The following is a 16,322-nucleotide window of genomic DNA, read 5'->3' as shown; positions in this document are numbered from 1 at the left end:
TGCTCCCCAGACGCCGTCCCGTCCCTGCCCTGAGGACGGGGCGGACCGCTGTGCCGCCCCGACCCTCCCCCGCCGGGGCGGCACAGCGCACTCGCCTACCCGCGTCCCCCCACCACCCCTCCCCGCATCCCCCGACGGTCGCCGGGCCCCGCCCCGCCCTGCCCGCCGCGACCGCAGCCGAGACGAGGCACATTGAACAAGCACGTACCGCGCTCCGCCCACCTGCTGTGTGCCGGGCTGGCACTGGCGCTGACGACGGGCTGCGGCGCAACCATCGGCGCGGACGCCCCACGGGTGGTCGTCGGCATCACCGACGAGGTCCTGGCCACCGATCCTGCCGCCGGGTACGACCCCGGCTCCTGGCTGCTGTTCAACAACGTCTTCCAGTCGCTGCTCAGCTTCCCCAGCGGAGGCACCGAACCACAGCCCGAGGCGGCCGAGGCGTGCCGCTTCACCGACGGCGACAGCCAGGTCTACCGCTGCACCCTCAAGAAGGATCTGACCTTCAGCAACGGCGACCCGCTCACCTCCCGGGACGTGAAGTTCTCCTTCGACCGGGTGCTGGCCATCGACGACCCGGCGGGACCGGCCGTCATGTTCAAGACCCTCGACGCCGTGGAGACCCCCGATGAGCGCACCGTCGTCTTCCGGCTGAACGTCCCGGACGCCACCTTCCCCAGCAAGATCGCCTCCGGCGCCGGGTCCCTCGTCAACCACCGCGAGTACCCGAAGAACCAGCTGCGCACCGACGGCGAGGCGGTCGGCAGCGGACCGTACACCCTGGAGAGCGTGAGCGCCGGGCAGGCGGTGTTCGCCGTCAACCCCGAGTACCGGGGCACCGCCGAACCGGAGAACTCCGGCGTCACCCTCCGCTTCTTCCACGGCGACCAGGCCGCCCTGAAGAAGGCCCTGCTCGCCGGCGAGGTCGACATCGCCTACCGGGGCCTGAGCGCCGCCGACATCGCCGACATCGAGGCGCGCGGCGAACACGACGGCGTCCATGTCGTCGAGGGCAACAGCGCCGAGGTGCAGCACCTCGTCTTCAACATGGAGGACCCGGTCGCCGGTGCACTCGCCGTACGCCGGGCCGTGGCTCACATCCTCGATCGCGAGGCACTGATCGACAAGGTGTACCGGGACACCGCCATCCCGCTGTACTCGATCGTCCCGGCCGCCGTCCAGGGTCACACCACCGCCTTCTTCGACGCCTACGGCGCCTCCCCGTCGGTGGCGAAGGCCACCGCCGTGCTCCGCGACGCCGGCATCACCGACAAGGTCGACCTCACCCTGTGGTCCACCCCCGTCCGCTACGGCCCCTCCACCGACGCCGAGATGGCGGAGATCGCCGCACAGCTCAACGCCAGCGGCCTGTTCGACGCCCGGATGAAGTCCGTGCCGTTCGACGAGTACGAGAAGGGCATCGAGGCCGGCGACTACCCCGTCTACGTCAAGGGCTGGGTGCCCGACTACCCGGACCCCGACAACTTCACCGCGCCCTTCTTCGGCGAGGGCAACGTCCTCGGCAACGGCTACGAGAACCGCACGATCACCGGCGAACTCCTGCCGCGGGCCGCCCTCGAGAGCGACCGTGGGTCCGCCGACGCGGACTACGTCCGGCTCCAGGCCATCGTCGCCGAGGAGGTCCCGGTCCTGCCCGTGTGGCAGGCCAAGCAGTACGCCGTGGTCCGCGAGGGCGTCGGCGAGGGCGTTGTGTATTGCCTGGACGCCTCTACCGTCTTCCGTTTCTGGAAGCTCACCAAGACGTCCTGACGCCCGTGCCCGATGGTGCACGATCTCTGCCCGCTCCCCGCGACACGCCTTTTCGCGCCGCACTCCGCCCCGGTACGGCTGGACCGGCGGCCCGGTGTCTTCCTACAGTCGAGGGCCGGTCCCCAGCCGGCAGCACGACGCGCCCTCACGGAGAAGCAGTCATGAGCGGCAACCGCACAGCAGCCCCCGTTCGCCCCCGTGGGGCGGCCGCACCGCACGCGCCCGGCCCCCGCTTCACCGCCCACCGCGCCGGCCACGCCTGGCTCGTCACGGCCGGCCCCGTCGACCCGCGCGCCCGGACCTTCACCGCCGGGCTCGCCGCCGACCCCGAGGCCACCGTGATCGTCGCCGACCTGCCCGACGGCGCCGACGACACGGTCCTCGACCGGCTCGCCCGGGCCGTTCCCGCCGGAACCGGCGCCCTGCGGCTGGTGTTCGGACGCCCGCCGTTCCGGGACGCCGTGGCTTTCGGCCGACAGCTCGCCGGCCGCCTGGGCCGCACCGTGATCACCGCCGAGGGACCCCTGGTGCCCCTCCCCGGCGGCGGCCTCTACGCCGTCTCCGACCGGGGATCGGGCTGGCTGCGCTGCTCGCCCGGCGCCCCCGACGCACCCGACTCCCGGATCTTCCCCAGGCCGTCCTGGGCGTCCGACGTTCCCGCCCATTCCTGGCAGCTCGGCCGGTCCGTCGTCGAACCCGTCCCTTCCGGGGTGTGGTTGCGCCCCGCCGACGGCGCGCCCGGCCTGGACGTTCACCGCGGCCGCCTCTTCCGCGGCGTCGCGCTCTCCGCCGAGCGGCTCACCGTGTCGGTCGGCGCCCCCGGGTTTCCGGACGTGCCGGTCGCGGACGTCGCCCGGTTCTGGCAGGACCTGCCCCTGCGGCTCCGGCCGGCCGTGCGGTTCCTGTGCTACGGGCCCGCCCGCCTCAGCGGCGGACGGCACTTCGGGGACGTCCTCGCCCAGGTCGTCGGCGAACCCGTCCGATTCCTCGGGGGTATGCCGGGCATCGGTGAGGACGGCGACGAGGTGCTGCTGACCGGCCCCGACGGCACGCCCGGACGGCCGCTGCGCGCCCGGGAGTTCGTCCACCAGCCACCCGACCCCGAGACGCGGGGCGTCTCGGCGTTCCCGTACGCGGCCGACCACGGCTGGCCTCTCGACGACCTTCCCGAGACCGGCCCCGGCGTGCACCGCCTCGCCGACGGGGTGGTCGTCGAGGTGGTCCCCAGCGGCCTGTGGATACGCCCTGAGCAAGCGCCCGCGCACGCCACGCAGGTCCGGGGCGCCGACCCGGACCCCGCCCACGAACGCGTCCTGTGCGACGCCGGCGCGGAGGAGCTGCTGCCCCGGCTCCGCGGCCTCGCCCAAGAGCTGACCCGGTCCTTCCCCTCAGACCTGCGCCGTGCGGTCCGCCTCGGCGTCTGCCGCCCCACCGTCCCCGACGCCGCCACCGCCGCTCGCCCCGCACCGGACGCCGCCCGCACGCGCCCCGCACCGCCCGTCGGCGCCGCGCGCCCCGCACCATCCGTCGCAGTCCCCAGCGGCCTCGCGACCCTCGCCGCCGAGGTGCTGCACAGACACCCCGAACTCGTCGGCCCGCGCACCGCCCCGGAGGCCGTCACCGCACTTGCCGCCGTCCTCAGCCGGCTGGCGGGCGCCGACACCCCCGACGACCCCGCCCTCCTGCGCCGGGGCCTGCTCATGCTTCCCGTCCACCGCGGCCCCACCGGCCTGCGCGTCACCCTCGACGAGCCGGTGCTCCAGTGGTACGCCGCCCGCTCCGAGCTCACCGACCCCGCCGCCTGCGAGGCCTCGGCCCGCGGTCCCGCCGACGCACCGGGGACCACCGACTTCCTCATCTGGTCCGTCAACGGCCGCCGCACCGACCTCCTCGACCCGCTCACCCCCGACCGGGTCCTGTTCCTCCCCGGCACCCGCTTCCGGATCCTGGACCCCGACCCCGGGGCCCCCGGCGCGGTCCTGATGCGCGAACTGGTCCCCGGCGAACCGCCCGAGGACCCCGTCGCCGACCGGGCCGCCGCCCGGGACCTGCTCCGCGCCCGGCGGGACTGGAACACCACCGCCGACGCCTGACGGGCAGCGGGCCCAGGGGAATTTCGGACAGTCTCCCTGGCCGAAGGTGCAGCAGGCACCGGACGGGCTGGTGTGCGCCGTCAGGGACTGAGAAGGATGGCGTCGCCGGTCGGGGGCGCGGAAGCCCCACGGCGGTCCTGATCGAACCGGCCACGCCTGCTGGAAGGCTTCCCATGTCGAGAGCACTCCTCCGCCGCCTGCTGCGAAGAAGCACGGAGAGACAGAGACGCGTCGCGCTGGGAGCGGTCGTCGCCACCCTCATGGCGACCGTCGTCGTCGTGCCCGCCATCGCCGGACCCGAGGACGCGCCCACGGCCTTCGTCCACCCTGGCGTCCTGGTCAGTAAGCCCCAACTGGACTTCGTACGCGAGAAGGTGCAGGCCGGTGAGCAGCCCTGGAAGGGCGCCTACGACCAGATGGCGGCCGGGGAGTACGCCTCGCTGTCCCGCACTCCCAGCCCCCGGGCCACGGTCGAGTGCGGCTCGTACTCGCAGCCGAACAACGGCTGCACGGACGAACGCGAGGACGCGCTCGCCGCGTACACCGACGCCCTCGCCTACTACCTCAGTGGCAACGAGGCGTACGCCCGGAAGGCCATCGAGATCATGGACGCCTGGGCGGGCGTGATCACCTCGCACACCAACAGCAACGCCCCGCTCCAGACCGGCTGGGCCGGCTCCGTCTGGCCCCGCGCAGCCGATCTCATCCGCTCCACCTACGCGGACTGGCCCGGCGCGGACCGTTTCGCGACCATGCTCCGCGAGGTGTACCTGCCTGAAGTCATCGGCGGCTCGGACAGCAACGGCAACTGGGAACTGAGCATGATGGAGGCCGCCGTCGGCATCTCCGTCTTCCTCGACGACCGGGCCACCTACGAGCAGGCCGTGGACCGGTACCTCAAGCGCGTCGCCGCCTTCGTCTACCTCGACTCCGACGGCGCCCAGCCCAAGACGGCCCCGGGCGTCGCGGCGGCGAAGTCCGCGGTGGTCGACTACTGGCACGACCAATCGACGTTCTCCTCCGGACTCACCCAGGAGACCTGCCGCGACCTCACCCACACCGGTTACGGCATCTCCGCAATCTCCCATGTCGCGGAGACCGCGTGGATCCAGGGCCAGGACCTGTACGCGCAAGTGGGGGAGCGGCTGGCACAGGCGCTGGAGTTCCAGTCGACCTACGAGCTGGGCGCGGACGTGCCCGGGTCGCTGTGCGGGGGCAGCGTGGAGGGCGACCTCGGCCCGATCACCGAGGTCGGCTACAACGCCCTGCACACCCGCCTCGGCCAGGACCTCCCGCAAACCGCCCGGTTGACCGAGCGGAACCGTCCGGCCGGCACCAACAACCTGTTCGTCGCCTGGGAGACCCTCACCCACGCCGACAACCCGGCCGGACCCGCCACCGCGGCCTCCTCCCCGCCGGATGCCAGCCCCGCCGCGACCCCCGGAACATCCGTGACCTCTTCGGGCAAGGGCACCATGGGTTTCCCGTCGCGGTACGCGGCGCCGTACGTGGAGACGTGGAACTCGCCGTCCGTCCTGGAGGACGCCCAGGCGGCCGGACTCCGGTACGCCACTCTCGCCTTCTTCCTGGACGGCGGCGGCTGCAAAGCCACCATGAACGGCAACCAGCCGATCTCGGACGAGAACTGGCTCGCTGCGGTGCAGAAGCTGCGCACCGCAGGCGGTGACGTCATCGCCTCGTTCGGTGGTGCGTCGGGTTCGGAGCTGGCGTTGGGCTGCGATTCGGCGGAGGCGTTGAAGGAGCAGTACCGGTCGGTGGTCGACGCCTACGGACTGTCGCGTGTGGACTTCGACATCGAGGGTTCGGCACTCGCGGACACCGCAGCCAACACGCGCCGCAACCAGGCCCTCGCGGCGCTGCAGAAGGACGTCGAGGCGGCCGGCGGTCACCTGGATGTCCAGTTCACCCTGCCGTCCGGCACGGACGGTCTGCAGGCCGACGGCGTGGCCATGCTCCAGGACGCGGAGAAGGCCGGACTGCGTGTCTCCCTGGTCAACATCATGACGATGGACTACGGCTCGGCCGTGGACGACATGGGCCAGGCCGCCATCGACGCCGCCACCGCCCTGCACGGACAGCTCGGCCAGATCTGGCCCGCCAGGTCCGAACAGGAACTGTGGGCGATGCAGGGCAACACCCCGATGATCGGTGTCAACGACACCCCCGGCGAGACCTTCACCACCGAGGACGCCACACGACTGGCGGACTTCGCCGTCGGCAAGGGCATCCAGCAGCTCGCCTTCTGGGCCGTCGGACGCGACAAGGCCTGCCCGCAGGCCGGGCAGCTCTCCGAGGACTGCAGCGGCACCGAACAACAGCCCTACCAGTTCCTCAAGACCTTCAACACGGTCAACACCACCGCCCCCGGCGGCCCCAGGCTCGGCACCGAACCCGTCACCGGCCTGGCGACCGGTGGCAGCGCCTCCCCGTCGCCCTCCACCCGCGCGAGCGGCGACCCGGACGACGACGGCACGAGCACGCCGTCCTCGAAGGTCGCCGTCGGCGGCGGCGGACGCAGCGGCATCGACCTGTCGATCTGGCAGCTCCAGCTACCGGTCGGCTCCTCGGGCTCCCCGGACACGATCAGCGCCTCACAGCTCAGCGGCGGCTACAAGGACGACTACATCTACACCGACGCCGATGGCGCCCTCGTGTTCTGGTCACCGGAGGCGGGCGTCACCACGCCGAACTCCAGGTACCCGCGCTCGGAGCTGCGGGAGATGAACCCGGGCGGCGGCAGCGCCAACTGGTCGCTGGAGGGCACCCACACGATGAGCGCCACCCTGCGCGTCATCTCCGTCACCTCCAACGTCTGCGTCGGCCAGATCCACCTCGGCGAGGGCGGCGGCTCCACCAAGCCGCTGCTGGAGCTGTACTACCGCTCCAACGGCGACATCGTCCTCGGTACCGAGAACTCGCCGGCGGGCGGTCAGACCCTGCACGACCTGGGGAACGTGCCCGTCGGCGAGAAGTGGAGCTACACCATCGGGGTCTCCGGCGGCGACACCATCGACATCACGATCAACGGCAAGACCACGCACTACCCGATCGCCGACTCCTTCAAGTCGTACAAGCAGTATTTCAAGGCCGGCGCCTACAACCAGTCCGCGTCGGGCGACAGCTCCAAGGGCGCGAAGGTGGCGTTCTACTCGCTGGACGTGCGGCACGGCTGACCGCCCGGTGCTCAGGACCTCGAGAGCTGGAGGGAGGTGCCGTCCCACGCACGGTCGCCGGCGCCGCCGGATTCCGGCCGCCACCACGGCCGCCGCCGTCAGCAGGGCGGCGTTCAGCCGTGCTCCGCTGCCGCACCCTGAACTCTTGATCGTGCCCTTCCGGCGCCGCGTCCGCCTGCCGTGGCCCGGCGGCTGGGCGAGACACGGCTTCCGCACAGTTACGTGATCATCGCAAATGGGGGCGAAAGGCCCGTGTGAGCGGTCATGTCCTACCAGCGGCCACCCGGGTCCGTACCGCGTGCCGCCGCCATGATCATCGCCGCTACGGCGGCGGGCCGGGACAGGGGGAGCGCGTGCGAGCCGTCCACCGGGTGCTCGTGGGCGGCCATGCGCTGCGCCATGAACCGCTGGGCGCTCGGGTGGAGTAGCCGGTCGGCGGTGGCGAGAGCGTACCAGGCGGGGATACGGGCCCACGCGGGCGCCCCGGACCGGTCGGTCAGCGCGGCCGGCGCCAGCGGCCTCTGGGCCCGGGACAGCTCCCGGCCGATGGGGAGCGGCAGGTCGGCGGCGTACGCCTGCGGGAACCGGTGGGGGCGGAGGAGGAGTTCGCGTCCAGTGCTGCCGGGGCCGACGGTGAGGGCGGTGTGCGCCAGCGGCATGGGGGCGAAGCGGTCGACGACGTCGAGCAGGCACTCGCCGGTGTCGAGGGCGAAGGCGGCGACGTAGGCCAGGGCGACTACGTTGTCGGCGCAGGTCGCGGCCTGGGTGACGACCGCCCCGCCGTAGCCGTGGCCCACCAGCACCACCGGTCCGCCGATCCGGCGGACCACGTCCGCGAGGTACGCGGAGTCCGTGGCCAGGCCCCGCAAGGGGTTCACCGGTGTGTGGACGCTGACGCCCGCCCGGCGCAGCAGGGGCGTGACCCCCGCCCACGACGAGGTACCGGCGAACGCGCCGTGGACGAGGACGACGGCCACCGGCGCGGGGCGGGACGGGTGCATGGCGGTGACCTCTGACTGGCGGCGAGGGTCCCAGTCAACCCCGTCGCCGGAAGCCGGGCATCGCGCGAACGTACCAGGTGCGCCGGTCACTCCTCCTCGTCGGTGGCGAGCACCACCCGGGTGAGCTGGACCCGGGAGTTCACCGCCAACTTGCGGAACACGGCGGAGAGATGGGTGTTGACCGTGTGCGGCGAGACGACGAGCAGGTCGGCGGCCGAGCGGTTGGTGTGCCCGGCGGCGACCAGCCGGGCCACTTTCCGCTCTGATGCGGTGAGCGCCTCCCACCCCTGCACCGGACGCGTTCCGCCGGTCGTGCGCCGGATCCGCCCGCCCGCTTCCTTCAGCAGCCTCTGCGCCCGGGCCGCGGCGGCCTCCGCGCCCACCTCCGTGAACAGGGCCCGGGCCCGGTTCAGGACCTCCACGCCCTCGGTCCGCTCGCCGCCCGCGAGGAGCGCCGCCCCTAGGTCGGTCAGGGCCGCCGCCCGGTTCAGCGGACGAGGTCCGGCCGCCAGCACGTCCGCCGCCCGCCGCAACGGCCCGAGGTCGTTCGTGACCAGGCCGCGGGCCTGTGCCGCGACCCCCTCTGCGGTCGGCACCCCCGGATTGCGGGCGGCGTGCGCCTCGGCCTGCGCGGCGAGGTCTCCGGCCAGCTCCCGGTCGCCGCCGCGCAGGGCGATCCCCACCGCCTCGGACACCAGGGGGCGCAGCAGCCGCCACCGCATCAGACCGTCGTGCCGCTGCACCTGGCGCAGTCGTTCCAGAGCCGCCTCCCGGTCCCTGCCGGCGTCCGCGTGCAGCGCCTCCAGGAAACGCACGACGGCCGTGTTCCCGGGGTTGGGTTTCACCGCCAGCCGCTCCCGGGCCGCCGCCAGATCCAGCCGGGCGGCCCGGCTGTCGCCGCGCAGCAGGCCGATCCAGGACCGTATGACCCGGGCGTTGACCTGCTGCACCGGCGCCTGCACCTCGTCCTCCAGGCGTTCCATGGTGACGAGGTCGGCCTCGGCGTCGTCGAGCCGTCCCAGCCCCAGGTGCTGCTGGCCTTGGGCCCACAGCAGCATCGCCGGGCGAAGCGAGCCGTCCGGGCCGCCCGTCGCCCGCAGGATCAGCCGCTCGGCGGCGGCGAAGTCGTCGAGGTGCTGGTGCGCCACGATCTCCTCGGGCAGGAAAGCGGCGTCGACCGCGCTGAGCGCGCTGAAACGTTCCCGCGCCTCCCCGGTCCGGCCCGCGTTCAGCGCCGTCTCGCCGAGCGCGGAGAGCGCCTGGACGTGCGCATGCCGGTCGCCGGTCGCGACGGCCTCCCGCAGCGCCGCCTCCCCGGCCGCCCGGGCCCCGGCCAGGTCGTCGCCCCGGGACAGGGCCAGGGCCCGCAGGGCGGCCAGCCGGGCCCGGGTCTCGGGGGCGGCGCCCCCGACGGCGAGCGCGGTCTCGGTCAGGTGGCGCAGCTCCTGGGCCCGGTCCAGGTTCCACAGGGCCGTGCCGATCGCCGCCTGGAGCCGGCCCAACACCTCCAGCGGGGGCCGGCGCGCGAGCAGCTCCTCGCCGGCCGCCAGCGCCTCCCGGTTCCGTCCCGCCCGGACCAGGGCGCCGATCGCCCGCTCGCCGATGTCGAAACCGGCCGACCGCCCCGGCGACACCAGCTCCACGGCGCGGGTGAGCAGGTCGGCGGCGAGGGCCGGGGTCACGGGCAGGACCTCGTCGGCGGCCCGGCCGAGCAGCAGGGCTGCCTCCTCGTCACCGGGCAGCGCGCCGGTGAGCAGGTGGGAGACGGCGTCGATGGGCCGGTGACCGGCGGTGACGAGGTGCTGGGCGGCCGCCCGGTGCAGGGCCCGGCGCGCGGAGGGGGCGAGGTCGGCGTAGACCGCCTGGCGGAGCAGGTCATGCCGGAAGAGCAGGGCGTCGCCCTCGTCGGCGAGCACCCCGGACCGCACCACCTCGTCGAGAATCCCGGCCGTCGCTGCCGCGGACAGCCCGCTGAGCGCGGCGGCGTCCTGGAACCGGAACCGGCGCCCCAGCACGGCGCCGACCCGCAGGAAGCCGAGCGCGTCGGGGGACAGGTGCGCGAGCCGCCCGCGCACGCCGACCACCAGACCCGGCGGCACCGGCCGCTCCGCGCACCCCGCGGACCGCAGCCCCGCGAGCATCTCGGCCGCGAGGAACGGATTGCCCCCGGCGCCCTCCAGCAGCTCGCGCACCCGCGCGTCGACGCCGGTCCCGAGGACGTCCGCGGCCAGTTGCCCGACGGCCGACTCCGACAGCGGACCGAGCCGTACGGCGGCCGTCGCCGAGAGGGCGGGGGCCGCCGCGGCGAGGATCTCGTCGGTCTCCTCGCCCGGACCCTGGCGGCGGGTCAGCAGCCACAGCACCGGGGAGGCCCGCAGCCGGGCAGGGAGCTGGGTCAGGGCGAAGCGGCTCAGCGGGTCCGCCCACTGCGCGTCGTCCAGGCCCACCAGGACCGGCGTACGCGCGGCGAGGGCCTCGATCCGTTCCGCCAGGTGCTGCACCAGCCAGATCCGGTAATCGTGCCCCCGGGCCAGTCCGGCGAGGGCGTCCTCCGGGAGCAGCGGCAGGTCGCCGTGGGTGAGGGCGGCCAGCAACGAGGAGAGCGGCACCAGGTGGTGCAGTTCGTCGGCCCGGCCCAGGCCCACGGAGAAACCCGCCGCCCGCGCGTGCGCGACGGCGTCGCCGAGCACCGCGGTCTTGCCGATGCCCGCCTCGCCCCCGATCAACGCCAGCGCCCCGCTGCCCGTGCGCGCCACCGAGTCGACCAGCTCCCGCAGCCGCGCCAGTTCGTCCTCCCGGCCACGCAGACCGCTTCTGGACAGCGCTTCTCCCGCCGCCGTCACAGGCGTTCCTTCCGTCCACACACCCGGTCGGGCCGGGGCCGTTCTCTGCCGCCCGGCGCACCCGTCACGCGGGACGCGCCAGTGACCCACTATCGCACGCACGCCCAGATAGGCAGGAAGCGTGGACGAACGGCCGGACCCGCGGGTCCTTGACGACAGGGAAGAAGAGGCTCAGGCGGCCGCGGCGGGCCCGTCCGCCCCGAGCGCCCGCTCCCGCCACTCGGCCGGGGACATCCCGTACCGCCGGCGGAAGGCCCGGCTGAAGTGCGGCGCGCTGGAGAAGCCGCACCGGCGGGCGACGGCGGAGATGGTCAGAGCGGCGGAGCCGGGACGGCCCAGCTCCCGGCGGCACCGTTCCAGGCGCCGGCGCTGGATCCACCGGCGGGCCGTGGTGTCCTCGGACTCGAACAGCTTGTGCAGGTAGCGGACCGAGATGTGGTGCGCCTTCGCGATCGACTCCAGGGTCAGATCCGGATCCCCGAGCCGCCCGTCGATGTACGAGGTGATCCGGGCGAGCAGGTCGGGGGCGGGCCGCGCGCCCCGGTCCGTGTCGGGCAGCGGCTCCTCGGCGAGGACGGAGAGCAGGCCGACGACGTGCCGGACGAGCACCTCCCCGGTGCCGGGCGGCAGCTTCGGCAGGGTGTCGCCGAGCCCCGCCAGCAGCGGCGACAGCAGTGCGGCGGAGGGCCCGCACCCGCTGATCGGGGTCGCCAGCACGCGCCGTAGATGTGTCTCCGACAGCCCGATCAGCCCGCGCGGGAAGACCAGGCAGGCCACGCGGTAGGGGCCGGGGAAGGCGATCCGCAGGGGCCGGGCGGTATCGCAGAACACGGATTCGCCGGCCCGCACCGGTGTCTCCCGCGCGCCCTGGCCCACCACCGCCTCGCCCGCCAGCAGCGACATGACCATGAGACTTCCACCGTGCCGGGACGCGGCGGTCGGCGCGGACCGGAACAGCTCCATCGGCCCACCCGCGACGGTGACCACCTGCACGGGACCGAGCAGGGAGGTGCGGATCGACCCCCGGCATCCGTCGCCCGGCACGGTCACCTCTGTGCCCGGGAAGGCGCGGGCCAGGGTGTCGGACCAGTGGACGGCCCTCAGGTGCGCGGGCACTGCGTCGGTCGTCCAGGAGGCGCCGACCGACTTCCCCGTACTGTTCGCTGCCACTGCGTCCGCCGCCACGTGTCCCGCTCCTCAGCCCGTCTGCCTGCGGCCACCGTGCCAGCCGCCCGGCGCCCCGGGCATCGCGTGAACGTGCCAGATGCTCTGTGTCACACCTGGTGACACAGCGCATCCGGCACCGCGGTCACTCGGCGACGAACCGCTGGCGCAGCTCGCCGATGCCCTCGATGGTGCTGATCAGTTCGTCACCGGGAGCGAGCCACCGCTGGGGGTCCCGCCCCAGGCCGACGCCGGAGGGCGTGCCGGTGTAGATCACGTCTCCCGGGTACAGCTCCAGTACTTCCGACAGTTTCGACACGAGGGCCGGAACGGGGAAGATGAGGTTCCGCGTGGAACCGTGCTGCACCTCCTCGTAGTTGATGCTGCACCGCAACTCGAGATCGTTCGGGTCGTCGAACTCGTCGGGAGTGACCAGGCAAGGACCCATGGGGGAGAAGCCCGGGAAGGACTTGGCCAGGCCGAACTGGGGTGCGGGTCCGCTCATCTGGAGGGTCCGCTCCGACAGGTCCTGCCCGATGGTGAGACCGGCCACGTGATCCCAGGCTTCGGTCTCCGTGACCCGGCGTGCGGCCCGGCCGATGACGACGACCAGCTCGACCTCCCAATCCGTATGGCCGCCTTCCGGCAGCACCACATCGGTGACGGGGCCGGTGATGCTGCTGGCGAACTTGGTGAAGACCGGCGGCATGCCCTCGGGCTGCGAGAAGCCGGCTTCGTCCACGTGCTCGCGGTAGTTCAGGCCGATGGCGAAGAGCTGCCGGGGAGCGGGCGCCGGGGCGCCGAGACCGGCCGGGTCGTACGGATCACCGGGAACCGTGCCGGCGTCGGCCCATGCGCGGAACTCCTCCCAGCGCTCGTAGACGGCCTGCGGGTCGGACGAGAAGCGGCCGCCACTGGCGACGTGGACGTCCACCGCCCGTCCGCCTTTCAGCAGGGTCAGACGTCCGGACAGGTTGGCGATGCGCATGACGGGATCTCCTGGGCGAGGGGAACAGTGAGCGAAGCGGGTCAGGCGGGCCTGGTGACCCGCTCGAGCAGGAGCAGCACCGACTGGTAGGGGCGCCCGGTGACGTGCTCCATGCCGATCTCGCAGGTACGGTTCGCCGAGAGGTACGCGTCGTACTGCCCGGCGACGACCTCCTCGGCCTCGTGGGCCGTGGCCGACTCGGCCAGTTCCCTGTGCAGCATCCCGCGGTCACCGGCGAAGCCGCAGCACTCCGCGTACACCGGCACGGTCACCCGGTCGGCCACGAAGCGCGCCAGCGTCTCCAGCTGGGCCACGTCACCGAGGTGACGCATCGAGCAGGTCGGATGGATCACCGCGCTGTCGACCGTGGTGACCGCGACCAGGTGCGGCAGCAGTTCCTCGGCCGCCCAGACCAGCGAGTCGACCACCTTCAACTGCTCGTGGCGGCGCGCGTTCTCGGGGGTGAGGTAGGGCACGATCTCGTGCCCGATGCCGAGCGTGCAGGACGAGGCGTCGACGACGAGCGGCAACCTGCCGCCGTCCGTCCACTCCCAGGCCCGTTCGACGGTGCGGTTGGCCATGAGGGTGTTGCCGTCGTCGTAGCCCTTGGAGTGCCAGATCGTCGCGCAGCAGGAGCCGGCCAGGTCCGGCGGCACCCACACCGGGCGGCCGGCCCGATCGGAGAGAGCCACCACGGCTTCCGGGAGGGGAAGGCTCTCGCCACCTTCCGGACCCGCGAAGATGCGGTTGACGCAGGCGACGAAGTACACGGCTGCGGCACCCTCGCGCCGAGTGCGCGGCAGTCGTCTGCCGGCGGGGCCGGGGGTCGCACTGATCCACTCCGGCATCAGGTCCGGGGAGACCGCCTTGCGCGCGAGCGAGGTGACGCCGTGCAAGAGACGGTCGTCCAGGTGCTCGGCCACCCCGAGCGCGGCACGCACCGAGATCTCCACGGCCGCGAAGCGTTCCGCGAGCCGCTCGGCGTTCCGCTCGGCGCGCTGCCCGTGCCGCTGGTGCCGGAAGCGCTTCATCATCGCTCCGGTGTCGATGCCGACCGGGCACGCGATCTTGCAACTCGAGTCGCCGGCGCAGGTGTCCACGGCGTCATAGCCGTAGGAGTCGAGCAGGCCGTCGGTGACGGGTGAGTCGGGTGCCTGCCGCATCATCTCGCGCCGGAGCACGATCCGCTGCCGGGGCGTCGTGGTCAGGTCCCGGCTCGGGCAGACCGGCTCGCAGAAGCCGCACTCGATGCACGGATCCGCGATCGCCTCGATCGTGGGAATCGTCTTCAGGTGCTTCAGATGGGCCTTCGGGTCGCGGTTCAGCACCACGCCGGGGGCGAGCACGCCGTTCGGGTCCACCGCCTGCTTGACGCGCCACATCAGCTCTGTGGCACGGGCTCCCCACTCCGCTTCCAGGTACGGCGTCATGTTGCGGCCGGTGGCGTGCTCCGCCTTCAGGGAGCCGTCGAACCGGTTGACGACCATGGCGCAGAACTCGTCCATGAACGCCGCGTACCGCTCGACGTCCTCGGGGAGAGCCGCGTTGAAGGCGAGCAGGAAGTGCAGGTTGCCGTGGGCCGCGTGCCCGGCCACCGCCGCGTCGTAGCCATAGCGGCGCTGCATTTCCAGCAGCGCCTCACTGGCCTCGGCCAGCCGGGAGGGCGGGACGGCGAAGTCTTCGGTGATCAGCGTCGTTCCGGTGGGCCGGGCCTTGCCCACGGCCGTCATGAACGCCTCACGGGCATGCCAGTAGCTGTGCACGGCGCCCGGATCGGTGACGAAGGCGTTCGTCACCGACGGTACTGGGGCGACGAGTTCGAGGCCCTCGGCGACGGCCCGGGCGGCTCGCTGGTCGGCGAGGTGGTCATCCGGCGTGGCGGACCGGAACTCGACCAGGAGCGCCGCGTTCTCCCGCGGCACGTCCCGCCAGTCGTCGGGCACCCCTTCGACGGCGGCGCAGGCGCGCAGAGTGTTGCCGTCCATCAGCTCGACTGCTCGGGCGCCGGCGTCGTTGAACAGGGGCACCGCGGCCGCCGCCGACGGCAGGTCGGGGAAGAACAGCAGCGCGGTGCAGGTCAGCCGCTCCAGGGGAACCGTGTCGAACACGGTCTCGGCGATGAACCCCAGAGTGCCCTGTGAGCCGACCATCAGGCCGCGCAGGATCTCGACCGCGGTCGAGCCGTCGAGGAACGCGTCGAGCCGGTAGCCGCTGGTGTTCTTCAGTTCGTACTTGGCACGGATGCGGGCGACGAGTGCTTTGTCCGCCTCGATCTCCGCCTTGAGTTCCGCCAGGGCCGCCACGAAGCCCGGCTCCGCCTCGCGCAGCCGTTCCTCGGCGTCCGGGGCCGCGGTGTCCACGACCGTTCCGGAGGGCAGCACCACGGTGAGGGAGGACAGCAGCCGGTACGAGTTGCGGGTGGTGCCGGCGGTCATGCCGGAGGCGTTGTTCGCGACGACGCCACCGATCGTGCACGCGACGGAACTGGCCGGGTCGGGTCCCATGAGGCGGCCGTGCCGGGAGAGGGAGATGTTGGCCCGTCCGATCGTCGTACCGGGCCTGATCCGGGCCCTGATCCCGTCGTCGAGCATCTGGAGACCGGTCCAGTGACGGCGTACGTCCACCAGGATGTCGTCGCCCTGAGCCTGACCGTTCAGTGAGGTGCCGGCCGCACGGAACACCACGTGACGGCCGTGTTCGCGGGCGTACCGGAGCACGGTCGAGACGTCGGCGGTGGTTTCGGCGACGACGACCACGCGGGGCACCAGGCGGTACGGGCTGGCGTCCGAGGCGTACCGCACCAGGTCGGAGATCTTGTGCAGGACCCTGTCCGGTCCGAGTGCCGAGATCAGGGCGTCCCGCAGAGCGTCCGGGGTCCCGGAGGCGCGCTCGTCGAGGACGCGGTCGACGGACGGGCCGTCCGTCGGGTGGGGGCGCAGCGCACCCGGTTTCGGATCGAGCAGCGGCATGAGGGCTCCTTTCCTGCCGCGTCCTGCCTTCCGGTGTGCTGGACGCCGACCGGCCGTGTGGTTCAGCGGCGGCGGACGGTCGGTGCGGCGTTGTGTGCGGGGACGTGCCACCGCGCGCCGGGTGCGGCGCGCCACCGGTGCGAGTCTGGGTGCGGTGGTCTCCCGACGGTGGGTGGGGTGTTACTTGGAGGTGGTGTCGATGGCTTCTTCGATGAGGGCGATGACGCGGTCGGGGTGGGCGAGCATGACGAGGTGGGAGGAGTCGACCTCGATGGTCTTCATTCCGGCCCGCTTGTATCC

8 protein-coding genes and 2 pseudogenes are annotated in these 16,322 nt (G+C 73.0%); 4 read left to right on the top strand and 6 right to left on the bottom strand.

Translation table 11 applies throughout. From position 1 onward, the window contains the following. Window positions 1–192: 192 nt before the first annotated feature. The 4 genes and pseudogenes from IEZ05_RS35370 to IEZ05_RS36690 all read left to right on the top strand — a co-directional run bounded on the left by IEZ05_RS35370 (window position 193) and on the right by IEZ05_RS36690 (window position 7,057). Window positions 193–1,770, top strand: coding sequence for an ABC transporter substrate-binding protein (locus tag IEZ05_RS35370; RefSeq protein ID WP_189234430.1), 1,578 nt, complete (start codon window positions 193–195; stop codon window positions 1,768–1,770). A gap of 161 nt (window positions 1,771–1,931) precedes the next feature. Next, window positions 1,932–3,863: a hypothetical protein gene (locus IEZ05_RS35365; RefSeq protein WP_189234429.1), complete on the top strand. Its 1,932-nt coding sequence runs from the start codon at window positions 1,932–1,934 to the stop codon at window positions 3,861–3,863. Between the two features lie 173 nt (window positions 3,864–4,036). Beyond that, window positions 4,037–5,248, top strand: a pseudogene (locus IEZ05_RS36695) (alginate lyase family protein); the annotation flags it as partial. Window positions 5,249–5,338: 90 nt separating this feature from the next. Continuing rightward, window positions 5,339–7,057, top strand: a complete 1,719-nt coding sequence (locus tag IEZ05_RS36690; protein WP_229870004.1) for a polysaccharide lyase family 7 protein — start codon at window positions 5,339–5,341, stop codon at window positions 7,055–7,057. A 269-nt stretch (window positions 7,058–7,326) separates the two neighbouring features. On the opposite strand, the gene IEZ05_RS35355 is transcribed toward IEZ05_RS36690, so the two are convergent. The 6 genes and pseudogenes from IEZ05_RS35355 to IEZ05_RS35330 form a co-directional block, all read right to left on the bottom strand. Further along, window positions 7,327–8,058, bottom strand: coding sequence for an alpha/beta hydrolase (locus IEZ05_RS35355; RefSeq protein ID WP_189234427.1), 732 nt, complete (start codon window positions 8,056–8,058; stop codon window positions 7,327–7,329). An 86-nt stretch (window positions 8,059–8,144) separates the two neighbouring features. Beyond that, window positions 8,145–10,901, bottom strand: a complete 2,757-nt coding sequence (locus tag IEZ05_RS35350) for a helix-turn-helix transcriptional regulator (RefSeq protein ID WP_189234426.1) — start codon at window positions 10,899–10,901, stop codon at window positions 8,145–8,147. Between the two features lie 171 nt (window positions 10,902–11,072). Next, window positions 11,073–12,086 carry a helix-turn-helix domain-containing protein gene (locus IEZ05_RS35345; protein ID WP_189234425.1) on the bottom strand — a complete coding sequence of 338 codons (1,014 nt, stop codon included), beginning with the start codon at window positions 12,084–12,086 and terminating at the stop codon, window positions 11,073–11,075. Between the two features lie 124 nt (window positions 12,087–12,210). Further along, the gene (locus IEZ05_RS35340; protein WP_189234424.1) at window positions 12,211–13,053 is read right to left on the bottom strand and encodes a fumarylacetoacetate hydrolase family protein; all 843 of its coding nucleotides are present in this window, start codon (window positions 13,051–13,053) and stop codon (window positions 12,211–12,213) included. Window positions 13,054–13,094: 41 nt separating this feature from the next. Then, window positions 13,095–16,022 (bottom strand): FAD-binding and (Fe-S)-binding domain-containing protein, encoded by a 2,928-nt coding sequence (locus IEZ05_RS35335; RefSeq protein WP_189234423.1) that lies wholly within the window; start codon window positions 16,020–16,022, stop codon window positions 13,095–13,097. Window positions 16,023–16,202: 180 nt separating this feature from the next. Then, window positions 16,203–16,322: pseudogene (locus IEZ05_RS35330) on the bottom strand (alpha/beta hydrolase); the annotation flags it as partial.

Source organism: Streptomyces flaveolus (assembly GCF_014648815.1).
Lineage (GTDB): Bacteria > Actinomycetota > Actinomycetes > Streptomycetales > Streptomycetaceae > Streptomyces > Streptomyces flaveolus.
Note: the sequence above shows the minus strand (reverse complement) of the source record. Positions and strands in the feature narration are given on the sequence as shown.

Coding starts and splice junctions, on each gene's coding strand:
- IEZ05_RS35335 (WP_189234423.1), bottom strand. CDS start 16,022: ATGCCGCTGCTCGATCCGAAACCGGGTGCGCTGCGCCCCCACCCGACG.
- IEZ05_RS36690 (WP_229870004.1), top strand. CDS start 5,339: ATGGGTTTCCCGTCGCGGTACGCGGCGCCGTACGTGGAGACGTGGAAC.
- IEZ05_RS35355 (WP_189234427.1), bottom strand. CDS start 8,058: ATGCACCCGTCCCGCCCCGCGCCGGTGGCCGTCGTCCTCGTCCACGGC.
- IEZ05_RS35340 (WP_189234424.1), bottom strand. CDS start 13,053: ATGCGCATCGCCAACCTGTCCGGACGTCTGACCCTGCTGAAAGGCGGA.
- IEZ05_RS35365 (WP_189234429.1), top strand. CDS start 1,932: ATGAGCGGCAACCGCACAGCAGCCCCCGTTCGCCCCCGTGGGGCGGCC.